The sequence below is a fragment of the Arthrobacter sp. NPDC058288 genome (genome assembly GCF_042880995.1).
Classification (GTDB): Bacteria; Actinomycetota; Actinomycetes; order Actinomycetales; family Micrococcaceae; genus Arthrobacter.
In genome coordinates this window covers 35012-56237 of record NZ_JBHVYH010000013.1, presented here as the reverse complement: position 1 = coordinate 56237, position 21226 = coordinate 35012, and the positions used below count along the sequence as shown (strand labels likewise).

General features: G+C 66.8%; 18 protein-coding genes and 1 pseudogene. 8 read left to right on the top strand and 11 right to left on the bottom strand.

The genetic code is table 11. The annotated features are described in order from the left end of the window. Positions 1 to 188: 188 nt before the first annotated feature. Positions 189 to 755 (bottom strand): type 1 glutamine amidotransferase domain-containing protein, encoded by a 567-nt coding sequence (locus ACFVWT_RS22135; RefSeq protein WP_390251734.1) that lies wholly within the window; start codon positions 753 to 755, stop codon positions 189 to 191. Positions 756 to 954: 199 nt separating this feature from the next. On the opposite strand from ACFVWT_RS22135, the gene ACFVWT_RS22130 reads away from it, so the two are divergent. Then, the gene (locus ACFVWT_RS22130) at positions 955 to 1449 is read left to right on the top strand and encodes a hypothetical protein (RefSeq protein WP_390251732.1); all 495 of its coding nucleotides are present in this window, start codon (positions 955 to 957) and stop codon (positions 1447 to 1449) included. Between the two features lie 70 nt (positions 1450 to 1519). Here ACFVWT_RS22130 and ACFVWT_RS22125 read toward each other — a convergent pair whose 3' ends face one another. From ACFVWT_RS22125 to ACFVWT_RS22115, 3 genes are read right to left on the bottom strand one after another with little or no spacing between them, the layout of a single operon-like run. Beyond that, positions 1520 to 2176, bottom strand: a complete 657-nt coding sequence (locus tag ACFVWT_RS22125; protein WP_390251730.1) for a response regulator — start codon at positions 2174 to 2176, stop codon at positions 1520 to 1522. Next, entirely contained in the window at positions 2173 to 4014 is a 1842-nt protein-coding gene (locus tag ACFVWT_RS22120; protein WP_390251728.1) for a sensor histidine kinase, read from the bottom strand. The genes ACFVWT_RS22125 and ACFVWT_RS22120 overlap by 4 nt, the downstream gene beginning before the upstream one ends. Before the next feature lie 42 nt (positions 4015 to 4056). Next, entirely contained in the window at positions 4057 to 4893 is an 837-nt protein-coding gene (locus ACFVWT_RS22115; protein WP_390251726.1) for a response regulator transcription factor, read from the bottom strand. Between the two features lie 314 nt (positions 4894 to 5207). On the opposite strand from ACFVWT_RS22115, the gene ACFVWT_RS22110 reads away from it, so the two are divergent. Both ACFVWT_RS22110 and ACFVWT_RS22105 read left to right on the top strand, forming a co-directional pair. Next, positions 5208 to 5681 carry a sensor histidine kinase gene (locus ACFVWT_RS22110; protein ID WP_390251724.1) on the top strand — a complete coding sequence of 158 codons (474 nt, stop codon included), beginning with the start codon at positions 5208 to 5210 and terminating at the stop codon, positions 5679 to 5681. Positions 5682 to 5772: 91 nt separating this feature from the next. After that, positions 5773 to 7140: an LssY C-terminal domain-containing protein gene (locus ACFVWT_RS22105; protein WP_390251722.1), complete on the top strand. Its 1368-nt coding sequence runs from the start codon at positions 5773 to 5775 to the stop codon at positions 7138 to 7140. A gap of 65 nt (positions 7141 to 7205) precedes the next feature. Here the strand turns inward: ACFVWT_RS22105 and ACFVWT_RS22100 are convergent, their stop codons facing one another. The 3 genes from ACFVWT_RS22100 to ACFVWT_RS22090 form a co-directional block, all read right to left on the bottom strand. Continuing rightward, positions 7206 to 8138 carry a threonine/serine dehydratase gene (locus ACFVWT_RS22100; protein ID WP_390251720.1) on the bottom strand — a complete coding sequence of 311 codons (933 nt, stop codon included), beginning with the start codon at positions 8136 to 8138 and terminating at the stop codon, positions 7206 to 7208. A 1-nt stretch (position 8139) separates the two neighbouring features. Then, on the bottom strand, positions 8140 to 8937 hold the full coding sequence (locus tag ACFVWT_RS22095) for an IclR family transcriptional regulator C-terminal domain-containing protein (protein WP_390251718.1): 798 nt from the start codon (positions 8935 to 8937) through the stop codon (positions 8140 to 8142). 125 nt (positions 8938 to 9062) lie between these two features. After that, the gene (locus ACFVWT_RS22090) at positions 9063 to 9899 is read right to left on the bottom strand and encodes a shikimate dehydrogenase family protein (RefSeq protein ID WP_390251714.1); all 837 of its coding nucleotides are present in this window, start codon (positions 9897 to 9899) and stop codon (positions 9063 to 9065) included. 152 nt (positions 9900 to 10051) lie between these two features. Between ACFVWT_RS22090 and ACFVWT_RS22085 the strand changes: the two genes are divergently transcribed. Together ACFVWT_RS22085 and ACFVWT_RS22080 are read left to right on the top strand one after the other, a co-directional pair. Then, entirely contained in the window at positions 10052 to 11380 is a 1329-nt protein-coding gene (locus ACFVWT_RS22085; protein ID WP_390251712.1) for an MFS transporter, read from the top strand. A 96-nt stretch (positions 11381 to 11476) separates the two neighbouring features. Then, positions 11477 to 11923, top strand: a pseudogene (locus ACFVWT_RS22080) (SRPBCC family protein). On the opposite strand, the gene ACFVWT_RS22075 reads toward ACFVWT_RS22080, so the two are convergent. Beyond that, complete coding sequence (locus ACFVWT_RS22075) at positions 11907 to 12410, bottom strand: hypothetical protein (protein WP_390251710.1); 504 nt, start codon at positions 12408 to 12410, stop codon at positions 11907 to 11909. The pseudogene ACFVWT_RS22080 and the gene ACFVWT_RS22075 sit on opposite strands and share 17 nt — an antisense overlap. 9 nt (positions 12411 to 12419) lie before the next feature. Continuing rightward, positions 12420 to 14345 (bottom strand): primary-amine oxidase, encoded by a 1926-nt coding sequence (locus ACFVWT_RS22070; protein WP_390251708.1) that lies wholly within the window; start codon positions 14343 to 14345, stop codon positions 12420 to 12422. A 126-nt stretch (positions 14346 to 14471) separates the two neighbouring features. Here ACFVWT_RS22070 and ACFVWT_RS22065 point away from each other — a divergent pair, with 126 nt between their 5' ends. After that, positions 14472 to 15068, top strand: coding sequence for a TetR/AcrR family transcriptional regulator (locus ACFVWT_RS22065; RefSeq protein WP_390251706.1), 597 nt, complete (start codon positions 14472 to 14474; stop codon positions 15066 to 15068). A gap of 128 nt (positions 15069 to 15196) precedes the next feature. Continuing rightward, positions 15197 to 16156 (top strand): helix-turn-helix domain-containing protein, encoded by a 960-nt coding sequence (locus ACFVWT_RS22060; protein ID WP_390251704.1) that lies wholly within the window; start codon positions 15197 to 15199, stop codon positions 16154 to 16156. A gap of 7 nt (positions 16157 to 16163) precedes the next feature. Here the strand turns inward: ACFVWT_RS22060 and gdhA are convergent, their stop codons facing one another. After that, positions 16164 to 17501, bottom strand: coding sequence for an NADP-specific glutamate dehydrogenase (gene gdhA, locus ACFVWT_RS22055; protein WP_390251702.1), 1338 nt, complete (start codon positions 17499 to 17501; stop codon positions 16164 to 16166). A 203-nt stretch (positions 17502 to 17704) separates the two neighbouring features. On the opposite strand from gdhA, the gene ACFVWT_RS22050 reads away from it, so the two are divergent. Further along, positions 17705 to 18361 carry an AmiS/UreI family transporter gene (locus ACFVWT_RS22050; protein ID WP_390251700.1) on the top strand — a complete coding sequence of 219 codons (657 nt, stop codon included), beginning with the start codon at positions 17705 to 17707 and terminating at the stop codon, positions 18359 to 18361. On the opposite strand, the gene ACFVWT_RS22045 is transcribed toward ACFVWT_RS22050, so the two are convergent. Then, positions 18358 to 20832: a heavy metal translocating P-type ATPase gene (locus tag ACFVWT_RS22045; protein WP_390251698.1), complete on the bottom strand. Its 2475-nt coding sequence runs from the start codon at positions 20830 to 20832 to the stop codon at positions 18358 to 18360. The genes ACFVWT_RS22050 and ACFVWT_RS22045 overlap by 4 nt on opposite strands. Between the last annotated feature and the right edge of the window lie 394 nt (positions 20833 to 21226).

Sequence of the window (21226 nt, the reverse complement as noted above, 5' to 3'; positions counted from 1 at the left end):
GCTCAGCTGGCAGGTGCTGAGCGCGACCGGCGTACTGCACCGCGACATCCTCGCCTCCCCCGGCACCATCGCCCGGGCGGCCGGCGATCTGATCGCGGACGGCACCCTGCCGGCTGCCATGGGAATCTCGCTCCAACGCGTCGCCGTCGGGCCCCTCCTTTTGTCCTCAGACGGTTGCTGCGCGACGGTCAGGCGGTCTGGCCGGCGTGCTCGCCTTCTTCGATTTCTTCGAGGAGTTTGTCGTTGAAAGCCTTGAGGTCACCGGGGTGCCTACTGGTCACGAACCCCTGGTCCACCACCACTTCCTCGTCACTCCACTCAGCACCGGCGTTCTTCAGGTCGGTCTGCAGGGTGTGGTACGAGGTGAGCTTGCGCCCACGGACCACACCGGCGTCGATCAAAAGCCAGGGCCCGTGGCAGATGGAGGCCACCGGCTTGTGCTGCTCAAAGAAGCCTCGGGCAAAGGCCTGGGCGTCCTTGTCCACACGAAGATGGTCCGCGTTGACTACTCCGCCGGGGATCACCAGCGCGTGGAAATCCGCGGCGTTGGCTTCCGCCACCGTGATGTCGACGTCGAACGTCTCGCCTTTTTCGGTGCCGTCGTAACCCTGCAGCTTCCCGGCCTTCGGCGCCACCAGCGTGGGTTCACCGCCGGCTTCCTTCACAGCGTTCCAGGGGCTGGTCAACTCCACCTGCTCCACGCCGTCGGTCAGCAGGAACGCGACCTTCTTGCCTGCAATATTGTGCGCTGACATCTGTCCTCCTTGTGCCGGATTCCTTACGGGTTTAACACTAGGAACCCCGGAAATAATAAGCAAGCTGACAATCATGCTGTGCCGGACAAACAGTGCTAGCACGGAAGCCACGGACAGTGCCCCGATCGCACCATGGAAACACGGCATCAGGAAAGGATTCCTGGCCGAAACCACCATCACCGCAACAGGAGCAACAACAATGTCCATCACCGCCGGAACAACGAAGTCCCGTCACTCCCGCGCCAAGGTCGCACTCGTCTCAGCAATGACGCTGGGGCTTGCTGCGGGCGGCGTCGCCCTGGCCGCACCCGCCCAGGCCGCCACCACCAACTACGCCTGCACCGTCACGCCGCTGAAGCCGGTCTTTGCCGGCTTCAACTCCTCGGGCACCAAGCTGGTGGACTACCAGATCCAGGTGCGCTGCTACAACGACCGTTCCGTCTACATCGAGCAGCAGCGCTGGGAAAGCGACGACTGGCCCAACGGCGACGACCACCTCGGCAACTCGAGCTTCAGCCGCACCGTCGGCTATTACAGCGGAATCGTCACCATCCACAACGTCCGCACCCTGCCCAACACGGAGATCGGCAATGAGGAGGTGTACCAGAAGGTCCGCCACCAGGAGGGGGCCGGTGGCGTCTGGTCGCCGTTCACAGGATGGAAGAGCAGCGGCACCACATCCATGTCCAACTAGCAGCATCCCGCTGACCGGAACCGGCGGCCGTCCCGAAAGGACGGCCGCCGGTTTGCTGTTTGCGGGACTGCTAGTGCTGGCGAAGGTACGTGAGGACGGCGAGGACCCGGCGGTGGTCCTCGGGTTCCGGGCGCAGGCCCAGCTTCAGGAAGATGCTGCGGATGTGTGCCTCCACCGTCCGCTCCCCCAGGAACAAGGTTTTCCCGATCGCCTGGTTGGTGCGCCCCTGGGCCATCAGCTCCAGGACGTCCCGCTCCCGGCTGCTGAGCTCGTCCTCCCGCTGGTGGCCGTTATGCGGCCGGGCCACCATGCGTGCCACCAGTTCAGGGTCGACGGCGGTGCCGCCGGCCGCCACCCGGTGCAGCGCGTCGATGAACTCGTCGATGTCCGAGACCCGCTCCTTCAGGAGGTAGCCCAGGCCTTTCGCTCCGTTCCCCAGGAGCTGCATGGCGTTTTCGGTCTCCACGTACTGGGACAGCAAGAGAACCCCCGTTCCGGGCTGGTCGCGCCGGATCGCCGTTGCGGCCTGGATGCCTTCGGTGGTGAAAGTGGGGGGCATCCGGATGTCCACCACGGCGACATCAGGCGCCAAAGCTGCAACGCATGCCAGAAGCTCCGGGGCATCGGCAGCCTCGCAGGCCACCTCCAGCCCTTCGGAGGTGAGCAGCGCGGCCAGGCCGCGGCGGAGCAGCGCCGAGTCGTCCGCGATGGCGACGCGCAGTGTCATGGCAGGTCCTCCGTCGGGTCGGCCGAGAACGGCAGGGATGCCGCAACTGTTGTGCCGCGGCCGTCGGGGCTGGTGATGGTCAGTGAGCCGCCCAGGGCGGCCGCCCGGTCGGCGAGACCCAGCAGGCCGCCGTCGGCTCCGGGGCTTGCCCCGCCGATCCCGTTGTCCGTCACGTGGAGCCTGAGTCCGGCGTCGGTGCCTTTGACGCCGATTTGCAGGTTGGAGGCGCGGGCGTGCTTGGCCGCATTGGTCACGGCCTCCGCGCAGATGAAATACGCCGCGAGTTCCACCTGGGGCGGGGGCCGCTGCGGCAGGTCAACGTCCAGATCGACGGGGAGCGCCGAGCGCTCGGCGAGCGCCGTCAGCGAGCCGTCCAGCCCCATTTCCCGCAACGACGGCGGGTAGACGCCCCTGGCCAGCTCACGAAGTTCAGCCAGGGCGACGGCGAGCTCGTCGCTGGCGTGGTCCACCAGTTCCTTCATCTCCGCCGGGCTCGCGGCCCGCCGCGCCCTTGCCAGCTCCATGGATACGGCAACGAGGCGCTGCTGCGCACCGTCGTGAAGGTCCCGCTCGAGCTCACGACGCCGGGCGTCCCCGGCCGTGACAATCCGTTCCCGGGAGCGCCGGACCTCGATCAGCTGGTCCCTCAGCTGCTGCTCCATGTTCTGGTTGTCCAGGGCCAGGGAAGTGGCGCTCCGCACGGCGGCCATCAGTTGCGGCTGGTCCCGGAGGGCCTCGTCGAAAACCAGCGCCCCCACGGGTGTGCCGTTGCGCTCCAGCACCATGGCGGCCCGTCCGGATCCGTCCTCCGGAACCGCCCGGGGGACGCCGTCGTCGTCCACGAATCCGGACAGCGCGGGCGACCACCGCCACAGGCTGAGGGTGGGGTCCCTGACCGACCTGCGCAGGGCGCGGATGAGCCGGTCGCTGACAGGCGCCATACCGATTTCCACCATCAGCTCGCTCAGGGCGCCGCGGGCGAACCGGTAGCGCCACAGCCCCAACAGGACGGCGAAGGGGACGATCGCCGTCGCCGGATACTGCCAGAGCAGTGCCTCGTTGGAGAGGGAGCCGGTCAGCTGAACCACGGCGAGCGACACCCAGACTGTGGAGGCGGTCTTGATGATCACTGCCAGCCACAGCGGCAGGAACGCCGCCCTGTACGCCGGCGAACCGGAGCGCCAGCGGGAAACCAGCACGGCTACGATCGCCGCGCCTATGCCCACCTGGACAATGCGGGCGGCATCCCCGATGGCGCTGGTCAGCTCCGGACTGTCCCACAGCAGGAGCAGGTTGCCGGAGGTGGACTCCCCCGCGGCGATGTGCAGCCGCGGATCGAAGAAGGCCCAGCTCGCCACTGCGATGACCGCCCAGGCGGCAAAGAAGAAAACGACAGCCGCGCGTTCCACCCGCGAGCGCAGGACTCCCGAGGGGAAGCTCAGTGCAAGCTGCAGCAACGGTGGCTGGTACATGAGCGTCAGCGCCACACCGGCCGTGAACAGCACCGGGTCACTGGACCGCCGCACTCCCGCAGCCAGCCACAACAGCCCCGCGAGCACCAGAAGCAGGCCGGGATTGCGGCTGGGCCGGGTCTGCCACGCTGTCACCCCGGCCAGGACAAAGGCGAGCCCCACGGCGATGAACAGGGAGAGTTCAAATATGGAGAAGGGTGCCCTGTCCGGGTTCTCACCCCAGCGGATGACCCCCTGGGGGTTGAGGACACCCAGTGTCCTGGCGGGATCCTGCAGGGCGGCCGGTGCCCAGTCGATCGAGATCAGCACCAGGGCCAGGACGCCCACGGTGGCAGCCATTACCAGAACCAGTTGCTTGGGAGTCATGGTGCATCCCTCCGCCAAGCTTAAGAATAGGCGCCCGTCAGGTCATTCGGCAGCCATCTGCGGCGCCAGCCGGTAACCAATTCCCCGCACGGTTTCGACCCACCTGGGGGCGCGCGAATCGTCCCGCAGCCGTTTCCGCAGGTTACCCATGTGGACTTCGACGGCGCGCTCTTCGGCGGTGCTCACGTAGGAGCCGGTGTCGTAGGGTTCGTTCCTCAGGCGGCGGACCAGGTCGGCCTTCGTCTGGACCAGGCGTCCGTTCTCCAGGAGGACAAGGAGGAGGTCGAACTGCGTCCGGGTCAGTTCAACCCGCAGCCCTTCGAACTCCGCGGTCCTGGTCCCCTCGCTGAGCGTGAGCCCGTTGTGCTCGAACTCGGCCAGCTCGGACTCCCCACGGTCTCCCTGCCACTGTTCGGCTGGCACCAGGCCGGCCGGACGCGTTGACGCGGCAGGCGCGTTAGTGGTTCCGCGCAGGTCACCGGCGGCCACCATGGGCGCCTCGGCAGGCTGCCTGGGCCGGCGAAGCATGGCGGCGATCCTCGCGCGGAGCTCGCGCGGCCGGAAGGGCTTGGTCAGGAAGTCATCCGCCCCTGCTTCGAAACCCATGATGGCGTCGGCCTCGTCCACCCGGCCGGTCACGATGACGAGGTAGGCGTCGCTGAACGTGCGGATGCGCCGGGAGGCCTCAAGGCCGTCAAAGTCCGGAAGCCCCAGGTCCATGGTGACCACCACAGGGTTGTACCGGCGGACCGCTTCAACCCCCTCAAACCCCGAAGATGTCGCGTACACGGAGAACCCGGATTGCAGCAGCACTTCCCTGAGGGAATTCCTGACGTCGTCGTCATCCTCTACAACAACGGCAATACCGCGTTCTTCCATCTATGCCCCCATAGTCTTTCGGTCAGTCACCCTCATATTCGTCGGCAGAATCCCCACGGATGGGTATTTCCACTATCTGGACTTATGGGGTTGGTGATGAGCCTACACATGCCGCGACATCCGGCATCGCGATGGAATCAAATCTTGTGCATCTCTTGAGATGACCACAGGAATCCCTATGAACTTGAGCCAAAATTGCGTCAAAGTCGCGTCATTCATGATTCCGCCGGTTCACCCTTGAGTCGTACATCCAGGCGGGAACCCAGCACCCGTGAGAAGGAAGCATCACAGGCTGCAAGGAAGCAGGACTGGCCATGGAAAAGGCTCCAGCTGTCAATGAAGTCGCCGCGATCCACGGCGTCATTACCGATCAGGCCCCGGTGGATTTTCATGCACTCGGGCTCGCCGGCTGCATCGACCGGCTCGCCACCCCGCTCCGGGAGCAGGGAACCACCGTCCGGTGGGAGACGCCGCACCACGGCATCGAGATACCGGCCGGCAGTGCCGGGCTGCTTTACCACGCTGCCCAGGAAGCGCTGAGCAACGCGTTCAAATTCGCCGCCGCCACCCAGTTGACCGTCCGGCTCGCTGCGGTGCACCACGGCATCCGGCTGACCGTGGCTGACAACGGCACCGGCTTCGACCGCACTGAAAGCTGCGGCAACCGGCCGCAGGGGTTCGGGCTGCTGCTGATGTCCATCGCAGTCCACGAAGCCGGCGGCACCGCAACCATAGACACCGCGCCCGGCAAGGGCACCTGCATCACGGTCACCCTTCCATTGGACTGACCGCCATGCCTCACGGGGGGAAACACCATGCATCTCAGCCCGGGCCGCTGCGCCCACGGAACAAGCCACCGGCTCCAGTATTATTTTGCCCATGACCAGGCCTGCGGTGAGGGTGCCTGCCGCGGACGTTACCCGCTCAGCAGTCGATACCGCATGGGACCGGATTTTCTTCCTGGTCGGTGGTGTCGCCGCCGCCTGGCTGACCTATCTTCTCCTTGAGCTCAGCTTCCAGTGGGGCTGGGGCCAGATCTGGTTCATGTTCATCTTCTGGGCCATGCTCGCCTACCTCGTGCTGCCCAGGCTCCACTCGATCCTGACCCGCCTCTACGTGCCCGATTACTTCATCGGGCGCGCCCGCACCAGCGACGGCCTCCTCGGCGATCCGGTGAACGTTGCCTTGCTCGGCTCCGAAGCCCAGCTGCACCACGTGATGCGCCGGGCCGGCTGGACCATCGCCGACGACGTAACCCTCGCCAGCAGCTGGCGGATCGTCACCTCCACCGTGCTGCGCCGCAGCTACCTCGAGGCCCCGGTCAGCCCGCTCTTCCTGTTCGGCCGGCAACAGGACTTCGCCTACCAGCAGGAGGTGAACGGAAACCCGGGCAAGCGCCACCACGTCCGCTTCTGGCGGTGCCCGCCCGGCTGGCTGCTGCCCGGTGGCGTGGCCGCTGACTGGCTGGCTGCCGGCACCTATGACCGCAGCGTCGGCTTCTCGCTGTTCACCCTCCAGATCACGCACAAGATCGACGAACACACGGACGATGAGCGGGACCACATCGTGGCGTCCATTTCCGACGCCGATCCAGCAGCCACCGTCCGGGTGATCCGTGACTTCTCCACGGGCTACCACAGCCGCAACGGCGGGGGCGATGAAATTGCCACCGACGGCGACCTGCCTGTCGTTGACCTGCGCGCAACGCCGGTGCCCGGACTTGCCGTGCCGCGGCTCGCGAGCGATAGCAGGAACAGGCGGCCCGCCCCCACCATCCTCGGGGCGCTCCTCGTCGCCGGCCGTGCACTGGCCGCGGCAGCGCTGGCCCTGTCCATCATTCTCTTCCCGGCCGCGCACCTGGAGCCGCTCCTTCAACCCGGCACCGGTTCCGGCGGCGCCGGGACGGGCCTGACCATGGACCAGGCGCAGCTGGCGCTTTACCTTGGCGCGGCCGTCGTGGTCCTCTTTGCCGTCGCGGAACTGCTTCTCGCCTGGTTCGTTTTCCTGGGACGGAACTGGGCGCGCACGCTCACCATGGCCGTGAGTACCGCGGCGATCGGCCTGCAGGTGGTTGACGTGGCCAACGGCGGCCCCGGGATAACCCTGCAGACCAACCTGCCCGGCCTCACCCTGGACATCCTGCTGATCCTGGCCCTGTCCAGCCAGCGGTCCCGCATCTACGCAAGGCGCGACCGCAAGGAACCAAAACGGATCGCGGCCCGGCCGGGAGGCCACGCGGCGATCTGACCGGCGCCGAGGCCTGACCGGCGGCCGGTCCGGCTGTCAGGCCGCCGCGGCTATCCGGCCGACGCTCAGACCGTGGACGGGTCCGTGTTCGCTCCGCACAGGATCACGGCCACCCGCTCGCCCTCCGCCGGGACATAGGCCCCGGAGGTCAGGGCGGCAAAGGCAGCAGCCGCGCCGTGCTCCACCACCATCCGGTAGTCGGCCCACAGCCGCGAGCGTGCGGCGACAATCTCGTCGTCGGACACCAGCACGCCTACCACGCCCGTCCGTACCGCCACATCGAAGCCGATCTGTCCGATCCGGCGCGCCCCCAGCGAGTCGGCGGCGATGCCCGAGACGGCCACATCCACCGGCTCGCCGGCCTTCAGCGCGGCGTGCAGGGTAGGGGCTGTTGCCGGCTCCACCCCCACCACTTTGGCAAAGCCTTCGACCGCGGCTGCGACGCCGGCCATCAGGCCCCCGCCGCCCACGGCCACCAGCACAGTATCCACGCCGCCCAGCTGTTCCAGGAGCTCCGAGCCGACTGTGCCGGCACCGGCGGCAATTTCAGGTTGGTCGTAGGCGTGGCAGTACACGGCTCCGGTCTCGGAAGCGTACGCGATGGCAGCGTCGTAGGCGACGGCGTATTCGGCGCCGCGCTGGATGACGGAAGCCCCGGATTCCCGGAGTTTCTTCACCTTCATGGCCGGGGCGGTCTCGGGGACAAAGACCGTGGCCGGAACGCCTGCCTGCGCTGCGGCATAGGCGTTGGCGAGGCCGGCATTCCCGCCGGAGGCGACGACAATTCCGATGTCCTCTTTGAGCTCGCCCCGCTCGCGGCAGGCCAGCACACGGTTGAACGCACCCCGGGCCTTGAACGTACCGGTGTGCTGCATGAACTCGCACTTGAGCCAGACCTTCCCGGGGAAGCTCTCCGGGTCCGCTTCGATCACCGGAGTGCGGCGCACCAGCCCGGCAATCCTGCCGGCGGCTTCATCGACGTCGTGGCGTGTGATCATGTCATCCCTTGGTTGCAGTCGTGAGCGGCGTGGCCGCCCGGCCGCCGTAGTCGTGGCCGATCTGCCGCGCGGCGTCCTGCAATAGCGGCACCACCGTTTTTTCGATGGCCTCCGCCGGCGCCCGGTGCGTCTGGAGGGACACGTTGACTGCGGCGACCACCTCGTGGCCCCGCCAGACCGGAACAGCCACACCGCGGAGGCCCTCTTCCAGTTCCTGCGAGACCATGGACCATCCCTTGGTCCGTGCCTGGTCCACCTCGGCCTGGAGCTGGTCGAGGCTTCCGATCGAGCGCTCGGTGAACCGCTGCAGCTGGACGGACTCAAAGTACGATTTCAGTTCCGCGCCGGACAATCCACCCAGCAGAACGCGCCCCATGGAGGTTGCCCACGCGGGAAACCGGGTGCCCACGCTGATGGAGACACTCAGGAGCCGGGGCGACGGAACGCAGGCGACGTAGACGATGTCGGTGCCGTCGAGAATGCACAAGGATGTTGTTTCGTTGAGCTCCGCGGCGAGGGATTTGAGGTGCCGCTCGGCGATGCGCGGGAGTGCCAGGTTTGCCAGGAAGGACTGTCCGATGTCCAGCGAACGGGGCGTCAGTTCGAAATACGGTCCGTCGGCGCGAAGGTAGCCCAGGTCAGTCAGCGTCAGCAGGAACCTCCGGGCGGAGGCCCGGGTCATGTCCGACTTTGCGGCGACCTGCGAGACGGTCAGGCGGGGCTCGTCGGGAGCGAAGGAGCGCAGCACGTCAAACGCCTTTTCCACCGACTTCACGAAGTATTCGGGTTGCTCCGCCATGGAATCGTTTGCCCTCCCTGAAGCTCAATGTCGGCATCTGCAGACGCTTGGCCGCAGGCTTATTCCGATCATATCCGGATACAGCGCGGCGGATTCCACGGGGTCAGCCGGGCTTCAGCCGGCGTTCAGTTCCCCGCCCGGATGTCCGTGAGGGCGCGGCCCAGGAGGGCTGCAGTCTCCGGCTTCAGTCCCAGGACGGGGATCATGGCCGCCGCCTGGGCCCGCAGGTGGTCCCAGCCGTCGGCGCATGGAAGACCCTGCGCCCTCGCGGCGGCGATAGTGGCAGTCGTGTGGCCCGCATAGACGAAGTCATAGACGAAGGCGTCCGGCGAGAGCGCCGCAGGCCCCCATGCCGGAGCATCGGCACGGCTTTTGCCGAGGGGCGTCGCGTTGACGATCAGGGAAGCGCCCGGCGCATGCTCACGGGCTTCAGTCCAGGTGACGGCCGTGGCCTCCATGCCCAGGTTGGCGGCGAGGTCCAAAAGCTGCTGCGATGCCCGCGGATCCTTGTCCGTCACGGTGACACGCTCCGCCAGGCCCGCCAGGGCGACCAGTGCTGCGCGGGCGGCGCCGCCCGCCCCCAGCATCAGGGCGTGCCGCTGGTGCCGGCCGCCCAGGAGTTCGGCGACGGCGGTGATGTCCGTGTTGTGCGCACTCAGGCGGCGGCCCTGGCGGACCAGCAGGTTGGACGCTCCGCTGACCCGGACCTGTTCGGTGACGGTGTCAGCCGTCGCCGCCGCCCACTGTTTGTGGGGCATCGTCACGTTTGCGGCCACGACGTCGGACTCCAGCATCGAGGCGCGGACGCCGGACATGTCCTGTCCGGCCGGGACGTCCCACGCCTCGTAGGTCCAGCTGCTGCCCAACTGTTCCAGGACCGGGCCCCAGAGCCCGGGCGACATGGCGGCCGAGGCTTCCGAACCGATGAGGAACAGCCGGTGGGCCGGGGAGTGGTTTTCCATGGGGGCACCTTTCGCTTTGGAGACCGAGCCGGGGGTGTTGTGAGGCACCTCACTCTGCGCTACGATTTCTATAATCGCATACCGCACAGCTGTTCGGAATGCGCACAAATTGACCAGTAATAACCGTCTTTCAGCGCGGAAGGGCCAGCACCATGACAAACACAGCTACAGGCGCAAGCATCGGAGCCGAGCAGCGCCAGCTCAAACGGGCCAGGAAGGCAGCCCTCGCCGCGTTTCTCGGCGGAGCCCTTGAGTACTACGACTTCTTCATTTACGCCACCGCTGCGTCGCTGGTCTTTTCGAAGATCTTCTTTCCGGCAGGTGACCCCACCGTCGCCCTGATCGCTTCCTTCGCCACTTTCGGTGTGGCGTACGTGGCACGCCCCTTCGGCGCGGTGGTCTTCGGCCACCTGGGCGACAAGATCGGCCGCAAGAACACGCTGGTGCTGACGCTGGTGCTGATGGGTTCGGCCACGTTCCTCATCGGCGTGCTGCCCGACTTCAACACCGCCGGCTACTGGGCCCCTGCCCTGCTGGTGCTGCTGCGCCTCATGCAGGGCCTCTCCGCAGGGGCCGAAACCGCCGGCGCCTCGGCGCTGTCCACTGAGGAAGCCCCGGAAGGCCGCCGCGGCTTCTTCGCCAGCTTTGCGATGAGCGGCATCTCCGCCGGCATCGTCCTGGCCTCCCTGGCGTTCCTCCCCGTGGCTGCCATGAGTGAAGCCGACCGCCTGGCCTGGGGCTGGCGCATCCCGTTCTGGCTGTCTTTGATCGTGTTGATCGTCGCGTACCTGGTCCGCCGTTCGCTGGAGGAACCCGAGGTGTTCGAGGAAAAGCATGATCACGGCGAGCTGGTAAAACTGCCCTTTGCCAAGATGTTCAAGACCCACCCTGCCCAGTTCTTCCAGGTGGCCCTGATGTCCTTCGAGACCGTCACCAACACCTTTATGCAGTCCTTCGGCCTGGCGTACGCAGTGTCCGTCGGCGTCCCCGCCTCAACCATGCTCTGGGTCAGCATCACCGGCAACATCCTGGCCGTGGCAACCCAGCCCCTCATGGCCTGGCTCTCCGACAAGTACGGACGCCGCCCGATCTTCATGGCCGGCGTCCTCGGTTCAGGCGCGATGATCTTCGTTTACTTCTCCGTGATCTCCACCGGCAACGTCCCCATGATTTTCCTGACCAGCACCCTGATCACGGCCGGCACCTACGCCATGTCCAACGCCATCTACCCGGCCTGGTTCTCGGAGCTGTTCAACGTGAAGGTCCGCTACTCGGGCATGGCCATCGGCCTGCAGATCGGCATCCTGTGCGCCGGCTTCACCCCGCTGCTCGGCACCGCACTCGTGGGCGCGGACAAGGCAAACTGGGGACCTGCCGCCTGGATCGTGGCCGCGTCCTCGCTCCTGGCCGTCGCCGGCGCCTTCTGGGCCCGCGAGACCAGCAAGACCCCGCTCCGCGAACTGGGCAATTCGGTCCACTGACGGGACCTTGTCCTCTGCGGCCCTACGCCGCCCGATGGTTGGCTGGATGCCGGGGGAACAACACCGCGGTTGCCATTTGCCACAAGAGGAGTTCCGATGGGCCACATCAAGCTGAACACTACAATCGATGCACCCGTGGAGAGAGTCACGGAGATCGCGACAGATCCGCAGCACTGGGCCTCCTGGTGGGTCAACCTCGGAGAGGCCAAGAAAGTAACGGGCGACGGAGGGGCCGGCACCGTGGTTTAGCACAGTTACCTGATGGCCGGCGTTCCGTTTCCGGTGACCACGCACGTTGTGGAGAACCAGCCGACTCCCGCCGGCGGGAAGCACGTGCGGATTGAATTCGAGGGGCCGCTCAAAGGCTGGCAGACCTGGGACTACGAACCAGCGGGCGCCGGGACGCTCGTCTCGCTGGAGATCGAATACAACGTGCCGGGCAGCGCGATCGGCAAGTTCGCCGACCACGTGGTGATCGAGCACCTACAGGAACGCGCCCGGCAGCAGACGCTGGAAAACCTCAAGCTCATGGCCGAGCGCTAAGGGGCTGCGGCAGGGATGGGCGAGCCCGTCCGCGGGCGCCGCGGAGCCTGGCCAGCAGCGTCGCGGCGAGTAGCGCCGTGATGATTTCCATGGCGATGATGGCGAGCATCCCCGCGGCCGCGGAAACCCCGGCTTCCGCGGCCGGCATCCCGGAGACGCCGTGGCTGTGGACGGCCGCCCCGGCACCGGGCCCGGCCCCCAGCAGCAGGGCGGCGTGCAGGGCGGCCATCGCCAGCCCGCACGCCATCACCTGCCGCAGGGAGCCGGCCCTGCCGTCGCGCCAGATGTGGACCGCGCACGGAAGGCACACCCCCGCCATGGCCAGCATCAGCAGGTTCAGCCAGATCCCGTGATGGTTCCCCGCAACGAGCCAGAGGTGCACCACGCAGGACGCGATGGTCGCCACGGCAACGGCGCGCATGTGCAGCACAGGCCGGGGACTCAGCATGGAGCCAGCGGCGCGGCGCCATTCCAGCAGGGCGGTCATGGCGCCTGCCTAGCCGTGGCAGTGTCCGCCGGCGGCGGGCGTGGTGTTCGGGTTGGCCGGCACATCCAGCACGGGGCTGCGGTCAAAGAACCCTTCGGGCCGGAGCTTGAAGCCGACCGTGTCAACCGGCATGATGGGCCAGTCCTCGATCCGGGGGAAGTGGGTCAGCCCGAAGGTGTGCCACACCACGATGTCCTGGCCGTCGATCTCCCGGTCCTGGGCGATGTAGGCCGGCAGTCCCGCTCCCCCGGAGTGCTGGTTCACGAAGTCGCCCGTGGGGTACCGCTCGTCCTCCGCGAACCGGGTCACCCACAGGTCCTTGGTGGCGAACGCCGCCCTGCGGGCAATGGAGGAATCCGGATCCGCCAGGAGCGTGGGCTGGCCCTGGGCATGCAGCTTGTAGCCCACCGGTTCGCCCAGCCGGTTATGTGATTCCGGGTTGGAGATGATCCAGGTCCGGCCACTGCGCGCGTCGGCTTCCCGGACGGCTTCGGACTCCCGGGCCAGGACGGTCCGCTTCCGGGAGAAGGCGTTGCCGCGTTCGTTGCCCTCCCCCATGGGCTGCCGGACGACGTCCTCCTCCTCCACCCGGTTGCTGAAGCCGTCGATCGCCATGTCCAGGCGGGCACTGAAGAGGTGCTGGTGGAACGGAGCGCCGAGCCCGGGCGCGAGCTGGGAGATATTGGCGGAGCCGCCTTCGGGGAAGGCGCTGGTGAAGACGACGCCGGTGGCCTTGGCCTCGAATTCGATGGTGCCGTCCAGGTACAGGTACCAGTAGAAGCCGTAGTCGTAGTTGCCGATGGTGGTGAAGAAGGAGATGACCAGGCGGCGGTTGCGGCGGGTGTAGTTGATGCCCGTCCAGAGGTCGCTGTGCTTGGCCAGGATGCCCCAGTCCTCCTCGTGCATGCAGATGCCATTGCGGATTTCGCGGGGGTTGCCGAACGCGTCGCTGATCACGGGGCTGAGGTAGGTGATCTCCCCGAGGCAGTCGCAGCCCAGTTCCAGCGAGTTGGCGTATTGGCCCACCAGGTATTCGCCGGTGTCGAAGTAGTTCTGCCAGGACCGGATCGGCGACGGGTCTCCATAAGGAACCACCATCTCGGCGATGGAGGCACGGTTGATGATAGGCCGCTTGCGGGCGCCGTCCTGGAAGGCGAGGTTGTGCAGCACCACACCTTCGCGGACATCGAAGCCGACGTCGACGCTCCACTTTTCCCACTCGACGTGGTTGCCGGCCGTAACTGTGAAGCTGGGACCCTCCGGCTGGGTGATGTGGAGCGGCTTTTGCGAGGTGCGGAGCGGCCCGGTGAGCCCGGGGTCGGTGTAGTTGCCGTGCTCGGCCGGGATCGGGACGACGCCGGTGTCCAGGACCTGCGTGACTTCCTTGTTGACGACGTCGACATAGGCCACCAGGCCGTCGACGGGATGCGCCCAGGCACTGTCCTCGGGGAAGTCCTGCACGAAGGCCAGCCCGCGGAGGATACGCCGGCCCTTCTCCTCCGGGTATTCGAAGACCCCGGCGGACAACGGAGCAACGCGGACTTTGCTGACGTCCAGGTTTCGGTCCGCCAGGGCCTTCAGCCACCGTTCGTCGGAGGCCAGGAGTTCCTCGACCACCTCGAATTCCTCTTCCAGTACGGGCAGTTCGCCGGCGACGGCGGTGTCCAGTTCGACGGCGGAGGTCACCTCGCCGCGCGTGACAGAGACCGTCGCATCGAGGGGACGGCCGCCGGAAACATCGTGGATAAACACGCGGAAGCGCCGGTTCTCGGAGTCCTTGGCGCTCCCCCGGGCCGGGTCCAGCAGGCCGAGGTAGGCGATGCGCTTTTCCGGACCAAGGAGTCCCCCGGCGCGGAGAATGCCCTGGACTTCGGTGATTTCAGCACCGGTGGCCAGGCGGTACGGGGCGGCCGTGTCAGTTGGTGCGAGTGTCATGAGCGCTGCCTTTGTCCGGGACCGTGTTGGGGTCGGAATTTTTATTTTCTATAGTTGTAGAGAATAAGCGGTCCGTAAGATGGATCACAAGGGTTCGATACAAAAAAGTTCCGGGGGATCACCAGAGTGCCAAAGATTGTTGACCATGATGAACGGCGGCTGGAGCTGGTGGATGCGACCTGGCGGATCATTGCCAGGCTGGGCATCGAGGGCGCCACGATGCGGGAGATCGCCCTTGAGGCCGGCTTTGCCAATGGCGCGCTGAAGCCCTACTTCCCCACGAAGGACACGCTGCTGACGTTTGCGTTCCGGCACGTGTTCAATCGGACCAACGAGCGCATCCGGGAGGTCACTGCGGGCAAGGCGGGGATTCCGGCGCTCCGGGCCTTTTGCGTGGAGGTGCTGCCGCTGGACTCAGAGCGCATCAACGAAGCGCGGATCGTGGTCCCGTTCTGGCAGAAGGCCATCAATGATCCGGAAAAAGCCGCCATCCACCGCGAGTCCATGGAGCAGTGGCACGCTGCGATCCTCGGATATCTGGCCGAGGCCAGGGCGCAGGGGGATGTGGGTGCCGCCGTCGACGATTCAGCAGTTGCCGGCCATCTGCTGAACATGCTGCTGGGCGCACAGATAGCCGCCGCGCTTGCCCCGGACAACGAGACGGACCTGGCGCTGGGCGACCAGCTGGAAGCATTCCTGGCCCTGCTTCAGGGAGGGTCCTGATCCTTTTTTCGACGCTGGGCGAAAAAAGATGACAACGACCGCCATCGCCGCTAACCTGAAATGACTGTGTCGCAGGACACAGTCTGGGGGAGCAACTTTCAGAGGGCTATCCGGCGTCAGGAACATCCATGTCTGCAACTACAGCCCGCCCCGCGGGCCAGGAACTCACCTCCAGCGTGGCCACCTCGTTCGACCACTGGCGGCACCTCGTGGCGGAGTCGTTCGTGCCGCTGGCCGCCGAGACGGATCATCCCGACACCTTCCGCGGCCGGATGCGTTCCAGGGCCCTGGACCGGCTGTGCATCGTGGAGGTCTCCGCCTCCGGCCACAGCGTCCACCGCACGCCTGCACTGGTGGCCCGGCCGGGCCAACGCTATTTCAAGCTGAACCTCCAGCTGGAGGGTACCGGGCTGCTCATCCAGGACAACCGCGAGGCAGTGCTGCGCCCGGGTGACCTCGCCATTTACGACACCAACCGTCCGTACACCCTGGCGTTCGAAGAGCAGGCCCGGGTCATGGTGGTCATGTTTCCGCACGACTCCCTGTCCCTGCCCCCGGATTACGTGGGCCAGCTTTCCGCGGTCCGGCTGGCGGGCGGGCACGGGCTGACCGGCATCGTGGGCCCGTTTATTGCCCAGCTGGCGGAGAGCCTCGAGGCCCTCAGCGGACCCAGCGGCTCGCGGCTTGCCGCCAACGCCCTGGACCTCGTGTCAACCATGCTTCACTCGGAACTGGACATGGCCCGGGACAGCATGAAGCCCCAGCTGCTGCTGGCCACGTCGGTGCGGGAATACATCGAGGCCAACCTCGCCGATCCGCAGCTTTCGCCGGCCAGCATTGCGGCAGCGCACTTCATTTCCACCCGGCACCTGCACAACATTTTCCACGAGTCGGGCGCAACTGTGGCCAGCTGGATCCGGAGCCAGCGCCTGGAACGCATCCGCCGCGACCTGAGGGATCCGCTGCACCACGGCACCTCCGTGGGCGCGGTCGCCGCCCGCTGGGGGTTCCTGGACGCGGCGCATTTCAGCCGCACGTTCCGGGACGCCTACGGCGAATCCCCCAGCGACTGGCGCCGCGGCGCCTGACCGGCCCCTAGATCAGCCCCTGCGCAAGCATGGCGTCGGCCACCTTGACGAAACCGCCGATGTTGGCGCCCAGCACGTAGTTGCCGGGCTCCCCGTATTCGTCGGCCGTCGAGGCGCAGCGGTGGTGGATCCCCACCATGATGTCCGTGAGCCGCTGTTCCGTGTGCTCGAAGGACCAGGAGTCACGGCTCGCGTTCTGCTGCATCTCCAGCGCGGACGTGGCCACACCGCCAGCGTTGGCAGCCTTGCCCGGTCCGAACAGCACGCCGGCTTCCTGGAAGACCGCTACGGCTTCGCGGGTGGACGGCATGTTGGCGCCTTCGCCAATGGCGATCAGGCCGTTGCGGACCAGCCTCGCGGCAGCATCGCCGTCGAGCTCATTCTGCGTGGCGCACGGCAGCGCCACCGTCGCGTCGACGTCCCAGACCGAACCGGCCTCCACATAGGCCACGCCGGAACGGCGCAGCGCGTAGTCTTTCAGGCGTCCGCGTTCCGTTTCCTTGACCTGGCGGAGAAGCCCGACGTCGATGCCCGCCTCGTCCACGATGTAGCCGGAAGAGTCGGAGCAGGCCACCACCGTGGCGCCGAGCGACTGGGCCTTGGCGACGGCGTTGATGGCCACGTTCCCGGAACCGGAAACCACCACGCGCTGCCCGTCGAAGGACATTCCGCGGGTCTTCAGCATTTCCTCGGTGAAGATCACCGTGCCGAAGCCGGTGGCCTCGGGACGGACCAGCGAGCCACCCCAGGAGATGCCTTTGCCGGTTAGGACGCCCGATTCGTAGCGGTTCGTAATGCGCTTGTACTGGCCGAAGAGGTAGCCGATTTCGCGCCCGCCGACGCCGATGTCGCCGGCCGGAACGTCCGTGTATTCGCCGATGTGGCGGTACAGCTCGGTCATGAAGGACTGGCAGAACCGCATCACTTCGGCATCGCTGCGTCCGCGGGGGTCGAAGTCCGAGCCGCCCTTGCCGCCGCCGATGGGCATGCCGGTGAGTGCGTTCTTGAAGATCTGCTCGAAGCCGAGGAACTTCACGATGCCCAGATAGACGGACGGGTGGAAACGCAGGCCGCCCTTATAGGGGCCGAGGGCCGAGTTGAACTCCACCCGGAAGCCGCGGTTGATCTGCACTCGGCCGGAGTCGTCGGTCCACGGGACCCGGAAGATGATCTGCCGTTCGGGCTCGCAGAGCCTTTCCAGGATGGCGGCTTCAAGGAACTCAGGGTGCCGGTCGTGGACGGGGCCCAGGCTTTCGAACACCTCCACCACCGCCTGGTGGAACTCGGCTTCGCCCGGGTTCCTGGCCAGGACGGTGTCCCTGATGGCCTCGAGCCGTGCATCCATGAATTTCTCCTTAACCTCGCGGCCGCGCGGGACGGCAGCAGGGAAATTCTGGCAGTCCGGCGCGCTTCCTTTCCAAGCTAACGGATTGCGACCGGCTCTCAGTAGCCCGCAGAATAGTCAGGCACTAATCTCCGTAATGTGACATATCAATTCCACGAAACGAAAAAAGTGTGCGCAAGATTTCGGTGCCGGAGGGCCGTCTGATGGCGCAAATCTGCCTGCTTCTCTCCGGGGCCGCGCTCCTGATCAACGGACTCGCGGCACTGAAGCTGCTCCCCCGCAGGGACGCCGCCGTGATCAGCCTGGTCATCGGCAGCATCCAGCTTGTCCTGGGTATCAGCTATTTGGGCACCGCCAGTCCGGGCACCGCCGCCGTCGGGCCGAACCTGCTGCTGGAGGTGTCCGGGATGTTCCTGTTCGGGCTGACGTACTTGTACGTTGGTGTTGATTTCCTGCTGGGGCTGGGGTCCAGGGGACTCGGCTGGTTCTGCGGGATGGTGACCCTGTGCGGGCTCCTGCTCGCCGCGGCCTGGTCCGGAGAGGATCCGCTGCTGGCCGTCCTCTGGCTGTGCTGGAGCTACTTGTGGTTGCTGTTCTTCCTTCAGTTGGCGCTGGGGTTCCATCGCCTCACGCCACTCATCGGGTGGTCGCTGGTCCTCACCAGCCAGGCATCGGCAACAGTTCCGGCATTCATGGGCATCACTGGCCGCTGGCCCGCCAGCCCCGAAGCAGCGGCTGCGGCAGCCGCCGCAGCCGGCGCCCTGACGGTGCTTCTGCTGCTGGCCGGCGGCCTGGCCCGGCGCGGGCGCCGGAGCGCCGCCGTCGTCGGCTCTTTCGATGTCTTGGGGGCTGGGGGCTAGCGGTTCCCGGCAGGGGCCAGCGGCCGGTCAGCGTGCTCGGCAGTGGCCTCGGGTGTTTCCGGCCGCGGAAGCCGGAGCCTCTTGAGCAGGAGGGCGTTGACGGCGACCAGGAAGCTGGACCCGGACATTGACAGGGCCGCGATCTCAGGGCTGAGGACGATCCCCGCGAAGGCGAAGACCCCTGCTGCGATGGGAAGTGCTATGGCGTTGTACCCCACGGCCCAGCCCAGGTTCTGGCGCATTTTGCGGAGGGTTCCCTTGCCGATCCGCAGGGCGATCGGCACATCCAGCGGGTCCGAGCGCATGAGCACGAGGTCGGCTGTTTCGATGGCCACGTCGGTGCCGGCGCCGATCGCAATGCCGAGGTCGGCCTGGGCGAGGGCCGGGGCGTCGTTGACGCCGTCGCCGACCATGGCGACCTTCTTGCCCGCCTGTTGAAGGTCGGCGATCTTCGCTGATTTGTCTCCGGGGAGCACTTCGGCGATGACGGTGTCGATACCCAGCTGGCCGGCAATCCTTCGGGCGGTCGCTTCATTGTCCCCGGTGAGCATGACCACTTCAATCCCGGCCTCATGCAGGGCCGCTACTGCCGCCGCAGCGGTTTCCCTCGCAGCGTCCGCCAAAGCGATCACCGCCGCAGCCCTTCCATCCACGGCGACGAGCACGGCGGTCCGTCCCGTGGCGGCAAGGTTATCGCGCACCGCAGCCAGCGGCCCCAGGCCGATGCCTTCGTCGGCCATGAGCTTGCGGTTGCCGACGAGCACCCGGTGCCCGTCCACGGATGCGCCGGCCCCGTGGCCTGGAACGTTCAGGAAATCCGAGGCCGTAAGGGCGGTGACGCCGCGCTCCCGGGCGTGCCGGACCACGGCCGCAGCGAGCGGGTGTTCGGATTCCTGTTCCACGGCGGCGGCCAGCGCCAGAAGTTCGTTTTCGCTTATTCCGTCGACGACGACGTCGGTCACTTCCGGTTCGCCCTTGGTCAGGGTGCCGGTCTTGTCCATCACGACCGTGTCGATCCGGGCTGAGACTTCCAGGGCGGTGGCGTTCTTGAACAGGACGCCGCGTTTGGCGCCGAGTCCGGTGCCCACCATGATGGCGGTCGGCGTGGCGAGACCCAGCGCGTCGGGGCACGTGATCACAACAACGGTGATGGCGAACAGCAGGGCCGCCTGGACGCCGGCGCCGAGGGCCAGCCAGGCGGCGAACGTCACGGTCCCGCCGATGAGGGCGACCAGGACCAGCCAGAACGCGGCCCTGTCGGCCAGCCGCTGGCCCGGGGCCTTGGAGTTCTGGGCTTCCTGGACGAGGGCCACGATCTGCGCCAGGGCGGTGTCGGCTCCGACCTTGGTGGCCCGGACGCGCATGGTGCCGGTGGTGTTGATGGACGCGCCGATCACTCCGGAGCCGACCGCCTTGGCCACCGGAAGGCTTTCCCCCGTAACCATGGACTCATCGACCTCCGACTGGCCGTCCTCGACCTCTCCGTCAACAGGGATCTTGGACCCGGGCCGGATCAGCAGCAGGTCCCCGGTCTGAACGTCCGAGGTGGGGATCTCGACCGTGTCGCCGTCGCGGATGACGACCGCGACCGGCGGGGCAAGCTCGAGCAGCGTACGGATGGCCTCGTTCGCCCCGCCGCGTGCGCGCATCTCGAACCAGTGGCCCAGCAGCACGAAAGCGGCAAGGACCGTGGCGGCTTCGTAGAATACTTCACCGCCGCCGGTGAGGGTGACCCAGACACTGTAGAGCCAGCCGGTGCCGACCGCGATCGCGACCAGGACCATCATGTCCAGGGTGCGGGCCTTCAACGCCCGGTAGGCGCCGTCGAAGAAGATCCAGGCCGAGTAGAAGATGACCGGCAGCGACAGGATCAAGGCCATCACGTCGTCACGGAGCCCGAACGGCGTCGGAGCGGTGAAGCCGAACATGTCCCGGCCCATCGGGGACCACAGCGTCACGCCAACGGACAGGACGGCAGCGACCAGGAACCGGTTGCGCATGTCCTTGACCATGTCGTCCATCGACATGCCGGCATGGTGTCCGCCGTGGCCCATCATGTCCTGAGGAGTCCGGGCCGCCTCACCGTGTCCGCCCGGGCCGTGGCCGTCATGGCTGTCCGCCGGCGGCTGGGCCTGCCCGGGATGAATATGCCCGGACGGCGGGTGGCCGGCGCCCGCCTTCGTGGCGGCGCCATGCGTCATCGCGGGCGCGTGCACGGTTTCGTCCATCGGATAGCAGACGTGGTCGGGAACCGATTCGCCCCGGCAGTGGTATCCGCAGTCCCGGATCCACCCGGAAATCTGCTCCACCGACGTTACGGACGGATCAAAGCTCACGGTGGCTGTCTGGGCGACCGGGTTCGCGTCGACGGCTACAACGCCGGGCCGCTTTAGCAGCACGCGTTCCACCACCGCTTTGGAGGTAGCCCAGTGCAAGCCCCGGACTTCGACGACGGTACTCCTCAGAGACACGGTCGCTTCTCCTCCGGATGGGTGCGGTTCAGTGGTCATGGTGTGCGTCCTTTCGCAGGGGTTGTCCGACGAGGACAGCGGGGCGAATCCACCACTGTCGGACCTTCACTGCGTGGGGGCTTTCGCCCGCGACGTCGTCTTCCGGTTACCTCAAAATTATACCCCCAGGGGGTATACGTCAAGGTGACCGGCCGGCTCCTGGATCCTCCAACGCCGTCCATGAGTGCCGCCCTCCGCCAGGTTCTTCACGTGGTGCCCTCAGTGTGTTCCCCGTGTGAATTTCGCCGCTAGGGCCGAAGATCCCGGCCTGATCACCGACGCATGCCGGGGCATGAAACAGAATCCGGTGCAGGATCGTTGTACCGGTCAGTGCCCGGCCACGGGGCCGGTAGCC